At 60.1% G+C, this 17944-nt stretch carries 14 protein-coding genes; 6 read left to right on the forward strand and 8 right to left on the reverse strand.

Annotation, left to right across the window (positions count from 1 at the left end):
- Entirely contained in the window at positions 1–303 is a 303-nt protein-coding gene (locus V8F63_RS03050; protein WP_392354472.1) for a S24 family peptidase, read from the reverse strand.
- An 872-nt stretch (positions 304–1175) separates the two neighbouring features.
- Between V8F63_RS03050 and V8F63_RS03055 the strand changes: the two genes are divergently transcribed.
- Positions 1176–1547, forward strand: coding sequence for a hypothetical protein (locus V8F63_RS03055; protein WP_392354473.1), 372 nt, complete (start codon positions 1176–1178; stop codon positions 1545–1547).
- Here the strand turns inward: V8F63_RS03055 and V8F63_RS03060 are convergent.
- Positions 1537–1749, reverse strand: a complete 213-nt coding sequence (locus V8F63_RS03060; RefSeq protein ID WP_392354474.1) for a hypothetical protein — start codon at positions 1747–1749, stop codon at positions 1537–1539. The genes V8F63_RS03055 and V8F63_RS03060 overlap by 11 nt on opposite strands.
- A gap of 824 nt (positions 1750–2573) precedes the next feature.
- Here V8F63_RS03060 and V8F63_RS03065 point away from each other — a divergent pair.
- Positions 2574–4388: a flagellin gene (locus tag V8F63_RS03065; protein ID WP_392354475.1), complete on the forward strand. Its 1815-nt coding sequence runs from the start codon at positions 2574–2576 to the stop codon at positions 4386–4388.
- 135 nt (positions 4389–4523) lie between these two features.
- Here V8F63_RS03065 and V8F63_RS03070 read toward each other — a convergent pair whose 3' ends face one another.
- The 4 genes from V8F63_RS03070 to V8F63_RS03085 all read right to left on the reverse strand — a co-directional run bounded on the left by V8F63_RS03070 (position 4524) and on the right by V8F63_RS03085 (position 11774).
- Positions 4524–7343: a DEAD/DEAH box helicase family protein gene (locus V8F63_RS03070; protein ID WP_392354476.1), complete on the reverse strand. Its 2820-nt coding sequence runs from the start codon at positions 7341–7343 to the stop codon at positions 4524–4526.
- A complete protein-coding gene (locus V8F63_RS03075; protein WP_392354477.1) occupies positions 7340–8905 on the reverse strand; it encodes a site-specific DNA-methyltransferase in 1566 nt (521 codons plus the stop codon). Before V8F63_RS03075 ends, V8F63_RS03070 begins: the two co-directional genes overlap by 4 nt.
- A 14-nt stretch (positions 8906–8919) precedes the next feature.
- The gene (locus tag V8F63_RS03080) at positions 8920–10905 is read right to left on the reverse strand and encodes a helicase-related protein (RefSeq protein ID WP_392354478.1); all 1986 of its coding nucleotides are present in this window, start codon (positions 10903–10905) and stop codon (positions 8920–8922) included.
- Between the two features lie 275 nt (positions 10906–11180).
- Positions 11181–11774, reverse strand: a complete 594-nt coding sequence (locus tag V8F63_RS03085) for an SNF2-related protein (protein ID WP_392354479.1) — start codon at positions 11772–11774, stop codon at positions 11181–11183.
- 1126 nt (positions 11775–12900) lie between these two features.
- Here V8F63_RS03085 and V8F63_RS03090 point away from each other — a divergent pair.
- Genes V8F63_RS03090 through V8F63_RS03100 form a run of 3 tightly spaced genes read left to right on the forward strand, consistent with a single transcriptional unit; the run spans position 12901 to position 13977 of the window.
- On the forward strand, positions 12901–13299 hold the full coding sequence (locus V8F63_RS03090; protein ID WP_392354480.1) for a hypothetical protein: 399 nt from the start codon (positions 12901–12903) through the stop codon (positions 13297–13299).
- 37 nt (positions 13300–13336) lie between these two features.
- Entirely contained in the window at positions 13337–13567 is a 231-nt protein-coding gene (locus V8F63_RS03095; RefSeq protein WP_392354481.1) for a hypothetical protein, read from the forward strand.
- Positions 13564–13977, forward strand: a complete 414-nt coding sequence (locus V8F63_RS03100) for a hypothetical protein (protein WP_392354482.1) — start codon at positions 13564–13566, stop codon at positions 13975–13977. The genes V8F63_RS03095 and V8F63_RS03100 overlap by 4 nt, the downstream gene beginning before the upstream one ends.
- On the opposite strand, the gene V8F63_RS03105 is transcribed toward V8F63_RS03100, so the two are convergent.
- Together V8F63_RS03105 and V8F63_RS03110 are read right to left on the reverse strand one after the other, a co-directional pair.
- On the reverse strand, positions 13974–14945 hold the full coding sequence (locus V8F63_RS03105; RefSeq protein WP_392354483.1) for a DNA cytosine methyltransferase: 972 nt from the start codon (positions 14943–14945) through the stop codon (positions 13974–13976). The two genes, V8F63_RS03100 and V8F63_RS03105, sit on opposite strands and share 4 nt — an antisense overlap.
- Entirely contained in the window at positions 14942–16804 is a 1863-nt protein-coding gene (locus tag V8F63_RS03110) for a site-specific DNA-methyltransferase (RefSeq protein ID WP_392354484.1), read from the reverse strand. Before V8F63_RS03110 ends, V8F63_RS03105 begins: the two co-directional genes overlap by 4 nt.
- 187 nt (positions 16805–16991) lie before the next feature.
- On the opposite strand from V8F63_RS03110, the gene V8F63_RS03115 reads away from it, so the two are divergent.
- Complete coding sequence (locus V8F63_RS03115) at positions 16992–17807, forward strand: hypothetical protein (RefSeq protein ID WP_392354485.1); 816 nt, start codon at positions 16992–16994, stop codon at positions 17805–17807.
- Positions 17808–17944 lie beyond the last annotated feature (137 nt).

Raw genomic sequence — 17944 nt, forward strand, 5'->3', positions numbered from 1 at the left:
TCAGACATCGGTCCTGACCAATGCCGCGACCATCGCCCAAACTTCCGTGTGGTCAGATACCGGCTGAGCCGGGTGGTTAGCGGGCTCCAGCCACCATTGACCGTCCTTTTCCGATAGGACCGCCAGCACGACGTCGCCGAGGAGGAAGGCGACACATACCTTGCCGGTTCTGGGCTCCGCGTCGGTGTTCACGACGAGGATGTCGCCGCCGTGAATGCCGCGACTTCGCAGGCCCTCGCCCTTTATCCTCACCGCGTATCGTTGAGGGCGCCGTAGCTCCAGCAGGTCCGCAAGATCGGGCACAGCCTCAACGTGGTCCTGTGCGGGACTTTGGAAGCCCGTCGTTTCATCGCCCTTATATGCTCTCGCTCCCATAGTGGAACATATGCGGAACATTTGTCGGAAAGGGAAGTGAGATCGACTCGCTACCCTTCGTAGGTAAGCGTTGCTTTACCTCATGGACCAGTTCAGATATCTCCGGTTTTAAATCAGGAGAATACGATGTCCTCCAAGGTTTTGGCTCGGTCTCTGAGGTCCTTCTCATGGAAGGAGTGGGCGTTGGTCGCCATGGTGGCGATCATTTCGGTCGCCTTGTTCCATACCGTAGGCATGACGCTGGGTCCGCTGGTCGGCTACCTCATGGTTTTGGGCCTACGTCGAACGCGAGCCAATCGTCAGAAGGTTCAATCTCCATCCCGCCAATCATCTTTGTGACGGCAGCTTATTCGCGCGAGTGGAGGAACGACGGTTTTTGGAACTTGCGCGTCCTTAATCTTTGTGAGCCCATATTCAATGCTGGAACTCCTCACTGACCAGCGCACAGCCCGGCAGGAATCGAAGCTGCGCCCCCCCGATTGCTCGGCTTCAGCCGGGCTGTGCTCCTCGTGATTGCAAGCTTGGGGGTTCAGGATGGACGGCTACACGTTTTACCCGCTACCCGCGTCGGCGCACGGACGTCAGTTCAGTCCTGCTATGCTGCCCAGCGACGAAGTCGCCATCGCGCGCGCTACGGCCGCTCTCCTCGACTGTCCCGTCACCCGAGAAGTCGCCATCTGGAAGGGTTGGCGGTTTGTCGCGAATGTTCGCAAAGGCGCGGACGAATAGCTCCCGGCCATTCTGGTTGACGCGCTGGCATTGCATGAGAAGCTCCAAGCTTCACAGCATTCGGAGTTCACTTGACGGGTCACGAGCCTTTGCGCTGCCTCGCCGTTCGCATCCTGCGGGACGTTGACGGCCAGATCGACAACATCGAATTCGAAGCCCTCCTCGACGAGCTAGCTGGCCGACACAACTGGGTCAGCACCTCGGAGTGGTTGTTCGTAGAGCCGCCTGCGGAAGCTGATGGATTTGAAACCCTGCCGGTTGTCATGCCGGAATCGGTGGCCGTTAAGGCGATCCTCGCTGACTTGACCAACCCCGAACCGCGCATTCTGACCGACCATCAGGTGACGGGTGCCGAAGGGCGGAAATGGCGGTGGGTGGCGTTCCAGATTGCGCCGAATGCTCAGGGCCAAGGCTTTTTCCCGTGGGAGCGCATCAATGCGTGACGGCGGTCTGCTGGGCCCCTTCACGTGTGCTCTTGTGAAGCTGGATGACACTGAACCGGGCATTTTGGCGCGCGTCCTGACGGCGGCGCCCCAGCGGCGACAAGCCATTTTCGCGGCACTGGCGGCGCAGGAGATTAAGGCCGGTGACATCTGCCAGCCTGACGAACTGTTCTTGCCGACGTTCGCCGAAGTCGTCCGCCACGGCCGCCCCATGGACATCCTTCGACACGCGTATGGCGACGTGCCCCGAGGTTTGCTGGGCCTTCTGGAGCGATTGGTGAAAAGCCGCTGCCGCGCTCTCGCGACTACATTGCTCTTCACGCTTTCGCGGCAAGCGACGATACGCGCGGAGCCGACGCCCTGCGTGGTTCTGGCCGGATCACCTGCCGGAAGCTTGAGGTTCTGGCCGCGCTCGATCCGCGCTGGCGCCACGCCAACACCCTCGAACGCATCGACACCGGCGTCGAGGCCATGAGGTTCAACTCGGCCTTAGAGTTCGTCCAGTCAGTGAACTCCAAGGCCACCGACGAGGTGGTAGCAGGAGCTATCGCGCGTATGTCGCGGTCATCGTCCCTGCCAAAATTGCTCGACCGTTTCATGCGGCGGGCTGATCGTTTGCCCCCGCATCCGATCCAGCAGCGCGATAACGAACTGCGCGCGGTCGCCACAACGCGGGACCTGCTCACAGTTGGACGAAAATACCGAAATTGCCTGCCACATCGGCTTTCTGAAATCGCGGCGGGCAAAATGGCCATCGCGGAGTTTCGGGGGAATTCTGTTGGAGTTTCGGCCGCTATCGATGGGAAAGGGCTGGCTGTTTTGGTCTGCCCACGGCCCTCGAAATGGCCTTGTCGCTCTCGATCTCAAGGATGCGGCTGCCGCCGCATGCGAACGACACGGAGTTCCGCACGTCCCCGAGCGGACTGGGAGCGTGGAATGGCGAAACTACCGTCGCTTCGTGCGTGAACTGGAATGGGGCTGATCGGACGACAGTGAACAAGGTTCACTTTATCCGGCTCGGCGGGCATGGTGCTCGCAATCATGTCGTCGTCGATTCATACTAACCGCTCGGCTCTTCAGGCTCTCCAAGCTGTGAACGCTGCCGGGCGCGATCTCGCTGCCGCGCAGAACCGCGTCTCGACCGGCCTGAAGGTTTCCGGCGCAAAAGACAATGGAGCTATCTTCGCCATCGCTTCGGCCATGCGAGCGGATGTCGGCGGCTGGGGTGTTGTGGCGACGGGTTTGAGCCGGGCCCAAACCGTCACAGACCTCGCTCTGATGGGCGCCGAACGGATAGGCGAGCTTCTGATCGAACTTCAGCAACACGCCGTCTCGCTGAACGATTCCCTTTCGGGGACATCACGGCAAGCGATCATCAATGACATGACTGCCCTGATCGACGAGATCGATAGGATCGCGCGATCTACAGAGTTCGACGGGATCAACCTGCTGACCGGCAGGCCGACCATGACCACTACGTCCAGTGTGGCCTATGGCCTGCCAAAGACCACCTTGCCGCAGCCCGCCTTTCCTCGCATGGCGGCCCTCCCGCCCGGCTCATTTTCGTCCATGGGGGCCAGTGTCGCTTATTCACTGCCGCCCTCGGCCCTCACGCCGCCCTCATTTAATGCGGCGGTCGCATCCATTTCCGGTTCGAACAGCCAGACAGTCGTGGCTGACGCCGGAACGACCGCCGGGCGGGTAAGCCTGCTTCTGGACGCCTACAGCGCACCGGATGTCGTTGAGGTTTGGCAGAATGGCGTCCGCGTCGCCGCTTCGGGTCAACCGTATGTAGCAGGCGGCGTCGCCGTGGGTGCCGGATCGGCAGTGACGGGGCCAAATGTCCTCAGCTTCGACTACGATCCCGCCAAGGGCCAGAACATCGAGTTTCGTTTCAACGAAAACGTTGCTGCCACCGGGACGGTATGGACGGTTGGGGGACTGATCCTACAAGACCCTGCCGATCCCCTTCCCACGGCCATTGCGACCTACACGCCGACCGGAAGCCTACAATCGACGGCAGCCTTTGACCCGCCGCTTCCATTCGCGAACCCTGAACAGGCCGCCATCGCACTGGATGAGCAGCCGCAGGGCGGGTCGGGCACTTACAGCTTCGCCGGAACTGCCGTCGCTGGGCGCATGGATATCGTGTTCGACGCCTTCGACTTGCCCGACGCCATGGAGGTTTGGCAGGGCGGTTCCCGTGTCGCGGCTTCAGGACAGGGTTATGTTCCGGGTGGTGCGCCCGTTGGGCCGCCGTTTAGCGTGACCGGCCAGAACATCCTGTCGTTCGATTACGATCCAGCCAAAGGTCCGCTGGAATTCCGCTTCAATCAGGGAGCCGCCAACGCCGATAGCGCATGGGTCGTTGGGGCCGTGTCCCTATCTCCGGTCGGCTCGCCTCCGGCTGCGGCCACGGTCTCAACCTCGTCCTTCCAAGTAGCTGGCTTTGGCCCGTTCCACCTCGATGTTCCCACCTCGCCGTCCGGGCAGACGATGCGTGTATCGTCGCGCGATCTGACGGCTGCGGGACTCGGATTGGACCCGATGGACTTTGCGGATGCGTGGACCGTGTTGGATCGCGTGAAAAGCGCGCTCAACAGAACGACAGACTCGTCCTCCTACTTCGGCACACGCAATAAAACTCTCGGCCGAGCCGCGCTCTATGCGGTCAAATCCGGCAACGCCATCGAAGTCGGGATCGGCAACCTTATAGACGCTGACCTCGGCAAGGAGTCGGCCAAACTTCAGGCCGCGCAGATCAGGCAGCAGTTGGCGGCGCAGACGCTCTCCATCGCCAACCAGCAGCCAGAGTGGATGCTGGCCTTGTTCAGAAGGTAGGTCGAGCGACGTCCAAGAACGCGGCATCCAACGCGTCCTGATGGACGTCGGGCCGTCCTTTCGGCCGTTCGTGGTCGGGTAGCAACGTCGCGGATGCGCCCAGAAATCTGGCATGCGCGAGCGCGCTGCTCGCCCCTATTCGCTCAATTCATAGCGACCACGCAGGTCCGCATCCGGTGCCCGCACGAACTGGGACAGAAGGCCTTCCACTGTGGCGTTCGGGAGCATAGCGTCGTCGGGCACAAGCACATATCGCCAAGGCTTGTCGCCATGCTTCTTGGCGTGATGCTCGGTGGCGATGAAGCACCATAGAGAAGCAGCGTCGGCTTTTCGGCGGACATCCGCATCGTTCATGTCGGATCGCCGCTTCGTCTCAATGATCAACCGCTCGGTCTCGGTCTCGACCACGAAGTCAGGCTGATAGGCGTGGCCCTCGCTGTCGAAAATCTTGAACTGATTGGGACCCGGTTTCATCCAGAGTTCGACCGTGGGGTCGCGCTCTAGAAGCACGGCCATCTTCCGTTCGGTGTCGGAATCGAACTTAGCCTGCGCGTAACAGGCGCGCGGTCCGAAGCCGGTGAAGATGAAGCGTTTGATTTCGCCGAGCCGTTCAGGCGGTTCGCGGAAGTTTCGCACGGCATCCTTGCCTGATCCGTCAAACGCCTGCGGCTTCAGTTCGCTGAAGGCGGCGTTCAGGGTCACCCGATAGGTCGTGGTGGTCCGCCACATGTTCTGGCGCATCTGGGCAAACATGGCCTTCGCCATGTCTCGGCTCCAGCCTTGAAGCGTTGCCCGGACCTCCTCTTCGTCCTTCAGATAGCCGCGCAGATGCGCCACCACCTGACCGGCGAGATCATAAAGAAGCTCGGCGTGAGCGTCGTAATCGATTTCGTCGAAGTCGATCAGTTTGGCGACCAGATAGTCCTCCAGTCGGGCGGGCACGTCGCCGCCTTCCTCGCCGCTAATAACCGTCTGCTTCTCGGTGCGGAGCACTTGCACCAGAAGCTCCCGCGAGAGCGGCTGGTAGTTCCAGCTACCGAGGTCGAGCTTGAAGGGCTGGAAGCCGAACGAGACGTGATCCTGCGGCGTGACGGTCAGGCTCGGGATTGCGATGGTTTTGGCGACGAACGCCGCGCAGAACTCTTTCACCACCTCCTCGGCTCGCTCTTTCGTCAGGTCCGAGAACAAGCCGCCCTTGCTCCGCTGGATGGCCATGGCGTCGGCGACGATCCGCTTCACCACCTTCTCGTCATTTAGGTCGCGGATCGTGGCGACCTGCTTTTTGATGCTCGGCAAAACGTCGGTGAGCACCGTCTGGGCCAGCGCTACCTCCTCCTCCTTCTGGAATGTGAAGGCAGGCGCAGGGTTGTCCGACATGCCATAGGGCTTGGCCTCGGGCGCGAACTCGGCCGCCACTTCATCGTCGTGCGCGCACACGACCTGCTTCAGCATCTGCTCGATGACGGAGGGTGCCTCAACCATCACCGGCTTGGCGGCCGAGACGTCGCCGCCTTCGCCGATTTTCACCTGCTTCAGGGTATGGATGACGCCATCGGCGTCCTTGGCCTTCTCAATGAGGTCGTTGAAGCGGTCGTGGGCGATGACCGTGAGCGTGTCTACGGCGTCGACGCCAGTGCGCTTGCCATAAGGCAGACGCAGACCCCGGCCGAGAGTCTGCTCGGTCAGGATGTCGGAAGCCGAGGCGCGCAGCGGGACGATGGTGAAGAGGTTGGAGACGTCCCAGCCTTCCTTCAACTTGTTGACGTGGATCACGATGTCCGTGTCGCCGCTCTTTTCAATGTTGAGCAGGCGCTGCGCGTTCTCGTCGCTCTCCTCGCCGGTCAGCTTGGAGTGGATTTCCGCGACCCGACCCTTGTAGCGGCCTTCGAAGAAACCATCGGATTCGACGAACTCGCGCACGCGGCGGGCGTGTTCGGTGTCCTGTGTCACCACCAGCATGAACGGGTGAACCAGCGGCTTCTCGTTCTGCTTGGCGTAGGTCGCAAGCTGGACCTTCACATGCTCGTGGTAGTGGATGCCGTCTTCAAGCTTGATGCGCTCCAGCGTGTCCTCATCGACCAACTTCGGGTCGAAATTGGCGCGGGTGCCGACCGCCGGTTCCTTGATGTAGCCGTCCTTCATCGCCTCGGGCAGGTCGTATCGATAGACCACGTTCTTGAAGGCGGCTGACTTAGCGCCAACGCTCTTGGGTGTCGCGGTGACTTCCAGCCCGAGGATCGGCTTAAGTTCGGCGATGGCCTTGGCGCCCGCAGAGCCGCGATAGCGATGGGCCTCGTCCATCAGCAGGACCAGATCGTCGAGGCCCGCCAGATAGCTGAAGTAGCTCTCGCCTATGTATTCCTGAAGCCGCTTGATCCGAGGAAGCTGGCCCTTTCTCGCGGACGACGTCGTGTCGGAATTGATCTTCGAAATGTTGAAGATGTTGATGATGGCGGCTTCCTGCCCCAGCAGGTCAGCGCCGCGCACGCCGCGTCCTTCCTCATAGTTCTCGGCGTTGACGATGAGCGGCGGATTGTGCGCGAACGACTCGACGCCCTTGAAAACATACTTCGGGCTGGAGGGCTGAAAGTCGGCCAGCAGCTTTTCGTAGATGGTCAGGTTCGGCGCCAAAACGAAGAAGTTGCGGCTCTTGCCGATCATGAACAGGTAGCTGACGAACGCGCCCATCAGGCGCGTCTTCCCGACGCCGGTCGCCAAGGCGAAGCAGACGCTGGGGAAGTCGCGCTCGAAGTCCTCGAAATAGGCGTCGTCCAGATCGCCATAGGCGTTGCGGATCGCCTCGCGCGCGGCCTCGACATCCGTGTCCTTGGACGGCGCGATCAGGTCCACGATGTCAGCGAGCCGACGCAGCGATTCCGATTGCGGCTTCCGTAGCGAGAGCCGCTGATTGATCTGACTCTCGGCGCGCTTGGGATCGACGGCCGAGACGCTCACGCCTCGATCTCCTCGTCACCGGTGAATAGGCCCGGCTGGTTCGGATTTCCCGCCGACTTCCGGCGTGGGGTCTCATCCGCCACTTCCTCCGGCTCGTCCTCCAACAACGGCAGGGCCTCGATCTTCAGTGAGTAGTCATCCTTGCCCCATTCGCAGCGGTCGAGGATCGCGCCCGGAATCTTTCGGATTGTCAGGTTGCCAAAGGCGTCAGCGTTGCCGCTTTGGAACGCCTTGCAGCAAATCAGCAAGGTGCGTTCCGGCCCGACCTCATCCGAGATGGCGGCAAGCTGCTCGTGCGTCAGGCTGTTCGTCGTGACATAGATGAAGTCGGTCTCCGACGAGTGACCGTGCATCCAGTAGTGCTCATCCGATGGCGCGTAGGTGAATCCAAAGTGCTTGCACATTGCCTCGGCCAGCATCGCGGCGTTGTAGGATTTGGAGATCACCCAGTTATCGAACTGGTCTTTCTCCAGCAGCGACGGTGCCAGCTTGAAATAGCGGTATCCACCACCGCCTTGCCAACCTGTTATTTTGGTGACCCCGGCGAACTCCTCATTATCGATAACCTTTTTCAGACGTGGAACGATGTGTGTTTCCGCGTGGTCGCCGATCTCAATCATGATCCATCGACGCCCCATCTTGTGGGCCACGGCCCCTGTTGTCCCCGTTCCTGCGAATGAATCGAGGACGATATCCCCCGGCTCTGTCACGCTAGATATAATGCGGTGAAGCAACGCTTCAGATTTTTGGCCTTTTAGCTCTTCGACTCCGAGCATCTTCGAGACCGACTCGCCTGAAAATGACACAACCGCGATGCTGTTCAGGCGGTCATAGATCGAACAATTCCACGTATCTTCCAACGGGTATCGGTCAGGCAATCCGATCTCCGAGGCAACCGCCAAGAACTCTCCCGCCTCACCTTTGGATAGGCCCTTTTCTTGAAGGGCAGTGGCAAGCTCCTTGATTTGTGGAGGCGTGAAACGAGGCGAGAAGTCCTTCTTTTCTACGTATTGCTTCTTGAAGTAAGCGTCGTTGGCATTTTTCGAATAGAATAGTATCGTATCATGATTGCGAATGAAATTCTTGGCCATCGTCTTGTATCCAGAAAGCCAGCCGATTCGCCAAATAATCTCCCTCTGAAAATTACTTCTGCCAAATACCTCATCCATAAGGACCTTAAGGTAGTGAACCTCGTTGAAATCAATACTGACAAAGATAGAACCATCTGGCGTCAGCAAGTTTTTCAGAATTTCGAGCCGGTCGCGCATGAGGGATAGCCATAGAGAATGCTCTACCCCGTCGTCGTAGTGGGGGAATGCGCTTCCCGTGTTGTAGGGCGGGTCTATGAAAATGCACTTCACTCGGCCCGAGTATTCCGCTTCTAGTGCTTTGAGGGCGAGTAGATTATCTCCTTTGATAAGAACATTATCGAAGCGGTCGGCAGCGCGACGATTTTTGGCGTGGTATGAATACCGGTGATCCTCAATAAGTATGCGTGGCTCAAGGCGTGGTCGGTTTTCCTTGCCGATCCACTTCAGTTCGAGCTTGGTTTTAGCGGCCATCAGGCAAGGCTCCATCAGATCGTGAACAGGGTCGTCATTTCGGGCGTCAGGGACAACTTGTCGGCGATGTCGTCGAGCATTCGCTCGCGCTCGTCGTCAATCTCCTTCAGCCGGGTGTAAAGCTGGTGCTGGAGGTCGTCCGCTTGTCGCTTCAGGGCCGACGCCTCGCGCTGTAGCTCGACCTTCTCCTGAAGGTTCTGGACCGCACGGGCGAGCTTCTTCTTCTCGTTCGCTTCCTTGGTCAGGGCCTTGATCTGCTGGTCGTAGGAGACCCGCGCGTCGTCACGCCAGTTGTCGAGCCGCTCCTCCTCCTCATTGAGGAAGTCGCCCAGCCTCTCCTGCGCTCGGCCGACGATCTCGGTCTGGCCGTCCTCCAGCAACTTCGACAAGTCGCCCTCCGGTGCCGCGCCATTGGCGTCTCCGGCGACCGAGGCGGGAACGCTCATCATGCGGGCGGCCGTCTCGGCGTGGATTGGTTCGCCGCTATCCGTGACGGCGGCGCAGATCAGTTCATCAAAGGTGCGGGCGGGCGTTACCAGTTTAAGGCGCGCGACCTTCAGCCACCCGCTCTTGCCTCGGAGCGGGGCCACATCGGCGAGTTGGCCGTTGTAGGCACCATAGTCGAAGGCAACCTCGGCAGCGCCCAGATCGCGTCTCTTGGCCCTCGTGACCAGTGCGTCGGCCAGACCCTCGTCAGCCAGCCGGAAGAAGCGCCAGCCGCGTTCGTCGGCCTCTGGCCATTCCGACGAGTAGGTGTCGCCGTCGTAGTCAAAGCGCTCGACGTGATCCTCGTGGAAGCGCGCCTCCGGTAGTTCGGCGCGGGCCAGCGTGAGCAGCGCCCGCTTGAACTCGTTCAGCGACGAGGAGACGGCCCCCTGCCGGAACTTCAGGCGCGAGATTACCTTGTCGTCCATCTCGGCCAGCAGCTTGTTGCGGGCCTCTGTCTTGGCTTCGTCGATCTCGACGCTGAACTCGGCCTGAAGCGCGTCGAAGGCTTCGTTGATCTGGTCGTTCGTGCGGCAGGACTGCACGATGTCGAGGATGCGCCGCTCGATATCGACGCCGGATTCGATGGCACCCAGCACTTCGTCCGACGAGCCGAAGACGCCCTCGAACAGTTTGAACTTCTGATCCAGAAGCTGGACGATCCGCGCCTCAGCTTGGTTCTTTCGGTTCATGAAGTTGATGACGGTGACGTCGATCTTCTGGCCGTAGCGATGGCAGCGGCCGATGCGCTGCTCCACCCGCTGGGGATTCCAAGGCAGGTCGTAGTTGATCAGCAGCGAGCAGAACTGAAGGTTGATGCCCTCGGCCCCCGACTCCGTGGCGATCAGGATGGTGCGCTCGTTGCGGAAGGCGTCCACGATGGCAGCCTTCATGTCGGCGGTCTTCGAGCCGGAGACGACATCAGTGCCCCGGTGCTTCTCCAGCCACGCCTTGTAGATAGCGTTGCTGTCCTTGTCGGAATTGGAGCCGTTGAGAACGACCGTTTGGCCCTCAAAGCCATGCCGCTCCAAAAGCTCCCGAAGGTAGGTCTGGGTGCGGACGGACTCGGTGAATATCACGGACTTCCGCTGGCCGCCCTTGCCGACGATCTCGTCAAGCACACCCGGCAGACAGTCGAGCAGCGCCTTTCCCTTGGCGTTCGTCTGGATCGACGCGGCGAGGTCGCGATAGCGCGCCAGTTCGTCGATCTCGGCCTTCAGGTGCGCGGGGTCGATGTCATCTATGTCGTCGTCAGTCTCGTCTTCCAGCGCCTCCGCTTCACGGGCGTCGCCGTCCTCCCGCCATTCCTCGGCGGTTTCCTCGACGCCATCGATGTCGTCGAGCGCTTCCTCATTTATGGCCAGCTTCCGTTCAAGGCGCGTGACCATCTTGTCCAACGTGGCTGCGACCGCGAACGATGATGAGCCGAGGATTTTCCGCAGAACCAGCGTGACGAGGTGACGCCCGTTCTGACCCACAGCCAGCGTATCGTCGCGTTGGAGATAGGCCGACATGTGCTCGTAGAGATCGGTCTCCAACTGGTCGGGCGTGAAGTCGAACGTCTTGGGCAGACGGTTGGTGTAGTTGATCAGGCCCGCCTTTTGGACCTGACGGCGCAGGGTGCGTTTGCAGATCGGCTCCAGCCGTCGCGCCAACAGAGCTTGGGACGCCTTGTCCTCCCGCCCGCCGAACTCGGCCCGGAACGCCTGTTCGGAGCCGAAGTAGGTGTCGTCGATGATGGTGACGAGGCCGTATAGCTCCATCAGGTTGTTCTGGAGCGGCGTGGCGGTCAGCAGCAGCTTCTGACGCCCAGCCAAAGCATCGCGCAGCACAGCGGCACGCGATTCTCGGCGGACTTATAGACGTTTCGCAGCTTGTGGGCTTCGTCGAAGACCACGAGGCTCCACGGCACGCCTCGAAGCTGGTCGGCGATCCGCGCCGCGTATTCGTAGGAGAGGATGACGATCCCCTCCTCGCGACCCAGCGGGTTCGGCTTGCCTGCCTTGGCGAGGTCTTTCACACGCTTGGCGTCGAGGATCACCGAAGGCAGCGAGAACTTCTCACGCAATTCGGTCGCCCACTGCTTCCGCAGCGAGGCGGGCACGATCAGCAGCAGATGCCGTCGCCGTTCCCACCAACGCTGAGACAGCACCAGCGCCGCCTCGATGGTTTTGCCCAGCCCCACCTCGTCGGCCAGCATCACGCCTTTCGACAAGGGCGAGCGCAGCGCAAACATTGCCGCATCGACTTGGTGCGGGTTCAGGTCAACGCGCGCCGACGACAGAGATTGCGTCAGCCCTTCGCCTTCCTCCATTCCCTCACGGGTCAGGAAGTGCGCGAAATATTTGGCCTGATGCGGCGTGTAGGTAGGCGCGACGCTCATGTTTCCCCTGCGTGGACCGGGGCGTTAGCGATGGCTACGGTGTCCACCAGTGTCAAGAATCGCGGCCGCCCCCGGCGAAATTGTTGGCGGCGATGTTCGGCGCTGGAGGATTTTGAATCAACTTGAAATGAGCAGGCCAAACCAAAGCGGTGCCCGCCGTCGCCGTGCGGGACGCTAGTCGGTCAAAGCGATACCGCCACCACAATAATTAGCGACACAATAACGATTACCGCCCATCCGAGTCCATCAGGGCGGACCGTCCCGCCGGGAGGCAGGTCCGATTGAGGGCGAGGACTCCTGCGGCGCGTATTATCCCGATGCCTTTGGACCCAATAGACGCCCTGTTTCATATTTTTGGGCCGACCGCCCTTCAAATTAAATCCCACAAGCGCGCTCCAACTGGACCCACGGGCCCTTAGTAAAAACCGAACAATCGTTAGGCTACATGACAGGAGCGGTGCGATATAGAACCGCGTAATGCATACTGTGGGCAGAAATTTTTAGCAGTCTTGGGGCTGAATTATGAACGATGATCGCCTTGCAACATTCGCGGCAGACGTGGCGGACGGCTCGCTCTCCAAGGGTTTCATGGTCGTCTCACGATCCAAATACTGGACACCTTGGATGGTGCGGCCAGTTGAAGAACGGATAGAGATAGGGTTGTTCGAAGAATTTCTGGGCTATCCTCGTAGTCCCGCTTTCTCTTTAAACTGGACCCCTGATGAATGGGAGACGCGAGTAGAGTTGCGCGCGCCCGCTGAGGCGTGGCGCTTGCTCCCCTACTCGAAAGTTTGGACGGAATAATAGAGAAAGTGGGTAGCTCTATAGAAGATGGCGCGCTCAGTGTTGATGAAGTCTGCGCGATGCTGGAGGAGGCGGGCTTTTCGGAAGCCAAGTGGGAATATTTAGAAAAAGACGCACTTCCACTTCCTCCCGAAGAGCCCCTCTTTCCATCGGCCCCGCCGCTAATAGTGTCTACTCGTTGGGGCGAGTTCGTGCCTGAAGGCGATCCTGTATGGGTCGGGCCGCATATAGGTCGCACAACTCGCTTCCTCGCACTACTCGACCAATTCATTGCAGGGCTGAATTCGAAGGTGTAGCTGCACAAGATATCAAGGCGGGCTACATGGACAGCGCTTTTCACCGGCTATGGGAATGCATAAATTTTAACCTGATTGACGCCAACATGATGGCTGCCGGGGGATGGGAGTCCAAGGATCATGTTCCTGTCGCACTTACTGACACAAAGGCATATCTCACTGTCGCCGCTCATCAGGGCGATGAAGGATACGTGCGTTCAGGCGGGTATGAAGGTGCGCCTGAGTTGACTCTGCTGGCCCCGATCTCTCAGGTCGTTTTCCAGATTTTTGAGCCAGAACCAAAACATACAGATTACGAGCGTTTCGAAATGGCATTTCGAAAGGTCGCCGATGCCGTGGGTCTCAAGGTCGATTGGACCAGCGAAAACCCTGTAGTCAGCCTCCCAGATACAGAATTGTATCGAGATCACGCCGTTTACCCTTAAATGGCAAAGCTAAATATCGGAAACGAAAGGCTCCGATATGAACATCTACCACCTCTTCCAGCGACGCGGCCTCACCGACTCTTATCGACACTTCAGCAGCGAGTGGTTGAATAAGGCAGATAACTATCTCTGTCTGCGCGGTGCCCGAGGCCCGTCGAGCGACGTTTTAATCACCCTCTTCCAGAAGCTCGTTCGCGAAGGCCGCCTGATGCTGGCGGCGAGGGTAGCGTGGGCCGTGCTGTGGCTGAAACCGGAGGCGCGACGATGAGCATCCATCACGTCTTCCAGTTCCCAAACGACGATGAGGCGACGCTGGAAGCGGTGCTCGGCCAAACCAAGACCGGGGGGATCATCTCCAGTCCGATGAATGACATGCTCCTGATCTGCTCGACCGAGGCTGAAGCAGTGTTCGTTCGGTGCGGTCTGGGTCTACGACCGGCCACCAAGACCGGACTGCTCGTCCCGGTGGATGATTTAGCGGCGGTCGCCGGGTGGCTGATGCAGAATGGTCTGATTGCGCGCTGCGACTGGGCGGCACTTGAGCATCTGGAGTTCATGAACGTCGCGGCGTTAGAGCGGACAGTCGAGGTGTTTAGCGACATCGCTGGGCATGAGCCTCACTCGCTGCCGCTGGACCTTTGGCCCGATGTCTTCCGACCCAACGCCGATGCGGCTTAAGCCGCCTGTGGGAGGTTGACCCCGGCCCGGTGGATCGCCCGCGCGAGCTTGATGCGTTCGCCAATCCAACGGACGTCGGGAATAGCTAGTGAGTTACCGATGGCCTTGAAACGAGCGACATCGAGCGAACGCGCATTGCCCGGCCACGGAATATTGGTGTGGCCATCGGGCATTCTCATCAGCCGCTCGCGTTCAAGCGGCGTCAGTTCCCGCACATGACCATCGACGACGACACAAGCCTTGCCGCCCGATCCACCCGCAGCGCGCAGAGTGTAAGCTTGCTCCACGGCCCACTTCGGCGTGGCGTCGGCGTTCAGGTAGATCGCAGGGCTACGATCACCGAGCCGGGCGGCAACGTGCGCTTCGCGGTCGCGGGGCGACCCAGCAGCCGCTTGAGGATGCCCGCCTTCGCGCGCTTGCTCAAAAAGAACCTCTCGGGGATCGGGTCCGTTTCGAGGACATCCGACAACAAAGACACGCTCGCGGCGTTGCGCCACGCCGCCGTGTTGCGCGTCGAGAACGCGCCAAGCGACGTGTCGGCGAACTCCCGCGACATAGCCGAAGTTGGGCCAGCGTTTTTTTCCAAAGCGGAGCGGATCGGGCGAACCGACGAGGGCGCCGAGATAGCAGCCGAAGGCGTTTTGCGGGTCATTGAGCAGTCCTTTGACGTTTTCAAGAATGACGAATTCGGGGGCGATCTCATCCGCAAGGTCCACGAACTTGCGGGTCAGTTCGCCACGGCCATCGGCCATGCCGAGCCGCTTCCCCGCGAGGCTGAAGCTTTGGCAGGGGCTGCTTCCCCACAGCACGTCCAGCTTGCCGCGCCACTCCGATCCGTCGATGCCGCGCATGTCGCCAAGGTTCGGAACGTGGGGCCAGTGGTGGTCCAGCACTGCGCTCGGAAAACGCTCAACCTCCGAGAAGAAGGCAGGTCCGAAGCCACCGAGCGGCTCCCATGCCAAGCTCACCCCCTCGATCCCGAGCACACGGTGCCATACCGGATGACATCGGAAGTCGGACGGTTGTCGTTCGCGATGGTCCCGCGCTGGGCCACCCGTTTGGTCGTGCCGACTCGGACGATGTCATCACTGGACTTATCGGGCCGCGCAGCAGACTGGGCGACGCGAGCACCAGAACAATCATCCGTGGCCTTGGCCGCAGTGGCATCATCGTTCGCGGCGACCGGCGTCGTCGGCGACGGGAGTTCATCCGTTCCAGCCGCCGCAAGAACGCGGGCGCGACCCTTTGCGAACCACTCGTCATCGCGCTCAACGCCGATAAAGCTGCGGCCAGCGACCATGGCCGCCGCGCCGGTCGTCCCGCTTCCAAAACAGTGGTCCAGCACGACATCGCCGGGATTGGAGAAGGTGCGGATCAGGTATTCGGCCAGAGCCTGCGGCTTCTGGGTCGGGTGACCATGGGTGCGCTCGCTTTTGAACTTCAAGACCGAGCGGGGGTAGTTCGAGCTATCGTTGATCCATTCGTTGGTGGCGGGATTGCTTGCGTAGACCTTGCCCGCATTGGCGCGACGGACGAGTTGGGGCTCTTTCTTCACCACACCCTGAGGGTTGAAGGTAGTTTTCGCACCGGGACGTTTGAAGACAAGGACGTCTTCGTGCGCAGCCATGTGGCGACGCTTCGCATGATAGAAACCGGAAGCGCGGGATTTCTCCCAGATCAGGTGCTGGCTGAACCACGAGCGGTTCGACATGATCAGGTCCGTGGTGAACGGCTGGGCCGCGTGGAGAACGATCATGCCGCCCGGCGCGAGGATGCGCTTATATTCACGCCACAGGTCGGCCGCCGGAAGCACTTCGTCCCATTCGACCGCCGTCGTGCCGTACGGAGGGTCGCACAGGATCAGGTTCACCGACTGGGACGGGATCAGTTTCATCTTTTGGATGGCGTCGCCGTGGTGGAACTCAGCGAACAAGTCCGCGCCAGCCTCGGTCGAACCGACGACGACGCGATCCACAAGCCCCAAACGCTTTTCAATGATCGGCCAGTAGGTCGGCTCGCGCTCGATCATCACCGAGGAGCGGCCATGGGCCATCGCCGCCGCGCCAGTGGTCCCTGACCCACCGAACGGGTCCAGCACCACATCGCCGGGATTGGAACAGGCCAGCACAATGCGCTCAATCATCGCGACCGGGAACGGGCACGGATGCTCGGTGCGCTCCTTCGCCGTGCCGTGGACCTGCGTGAATTCCCAGATGTCGGCAGGGTTGGCCCCGGCCGGATTGTTGCGCTTGTCCTTCGACGTAGAGGGACGGCGCACGTCGTCGAGGTTGAAGGTCGGATGGATAACCTTCGGGCGTCCACGACCGCCCTTCAGCACGCCGGGCTTCACCAGATAGAGCCAGCGTTCAGAACGGGTGGCGAAACGCTGGGTGGTATTTTGCTGCGCCCGGCGATCCCAGACGATTTCTTGAACGAAGGTCAGGCCCGTGGCCGCGATCAGCGGGAACAGATAGTAGGTCAGCGGCACGCGGCTGTTCGGCCCCGCCTTATGCATCCCGACGTTGATCCACATCGATCCGCCGGGCTTCAAGACGCGCGCGGCGGCCGTGATCCATTGGCGCGAGAACTCGACATAATCCTCAATCGACTGGAAGTCGTCGCCATAGGGCATGCCGATGTTCATGTAGGGCGGCGACGTCACAATCAGATCGACCGACTCGCTGGCCATGGCACTCATGGTGGCTACGCATTCACCCTTCAGAAGGCGGGCGGACGGCGCCGAGGGCGGCGGCGTGATCGTCGGACAATTGTCGTTCGCGACGGGACCTTGTTTGATCTCGGCGAGCTTCTGGCGGCGGTTATTCATGCGGCGTGAGTGACCTCATCAGTGGGTGATGAGTGCCAAAGGCCACATCCTTTGATCCGTAGCGAGCTTCTGTGGATGACAAGGGGAGCAAGGCTTTTCCCTCAACCTTCCAGAGTTCTCACATCCGTCCGCAGTTATCCCTTCGCGCGCGGCCAGACGGCTTCACGGTAAGAATTTTGTAGGCGCGATGGGTGACAACCGCGCCATGGCTGACCAACCTTCAAAGCATCGAACTATCACCAAAGACCGGCTGGCGAAGCTGCTTGGCATTCCTGCCACGGACCTCCTCACCCGGAAGGAGGCAGCGGACAAAATCGGGATTAGTGTAAAGTCGCTTGCTAATCTCGGACAGAAATCGGCCACTGGTGCATGTCCAATGTTCTATTGCTCCACCACGACGGGAACTGCCGGAACGACGTGGTATCCGAGAGCCGAGGTCGATGCGTTCGTAGCTCACCGAGATTCCCCGATAAAGCGCAGTTATGAGCGGAAGAATGGGCGGCAAGATTGGACGCTTCTCGAAAAATCAGGAGAACGCGTTGAACTTCACCGGATCACCAACTTGGTTTGGATATGGAAAAAGTCTGAACTGTATTATCGCGCCGAAGCTATCCTCAATGCGCCTGATTGCCGGGATGGTGAGAACGCGTTCTACAATGAGTGCGCTGCATTTTTGAGTTCCGTTCGGAATGAAAAAGCGACGGCGCCCCTATCGGCCGCGCTGGCGAACCACAAAAAATTCAGCCCCGTGCCCGATAGGACCAGCGAGGATTTCGTCTCCGATAAATTCCTGAAGCTGGTGGGGTGGAGAGGCCTTCATGTCGATCTGGCCCATCCTTCTTTCAAGGTTATGCTTGGGATGATGGAGTCTGCTTGGGGATTTGTCTTGACGAACGAGGCAGAGTGGCGCGCGAGAGGATACGCAAGCATGCCCACTATTCCCCTCCCACTTCCAGCCGAATACCCATTTAGTTTTCGACCTGCTGATCTCGCTGGTTCATGACTTCCAGCGTTGTCCGCCACGTCCATATTTAACATGGTGAGTGTCGCGGCGGCATTTATATCTACGCCTTCTTCTTTCCTTTTATGAGAGAAGCGAAGCGACCAATCGGCTCTCTGAGAAAAGCCCTCATTTAGTGG

This window comes from Brevundimonas sp. LF-1 (assembly GCF_037055305.1).
Taxonomy (GTDB): Bacteria; Pseudomonadota; Alphaproteobacteria; order Caulobacterales; family Caulobacteraceae; genus Brevundimonas; species Brevundimonas sanguinis.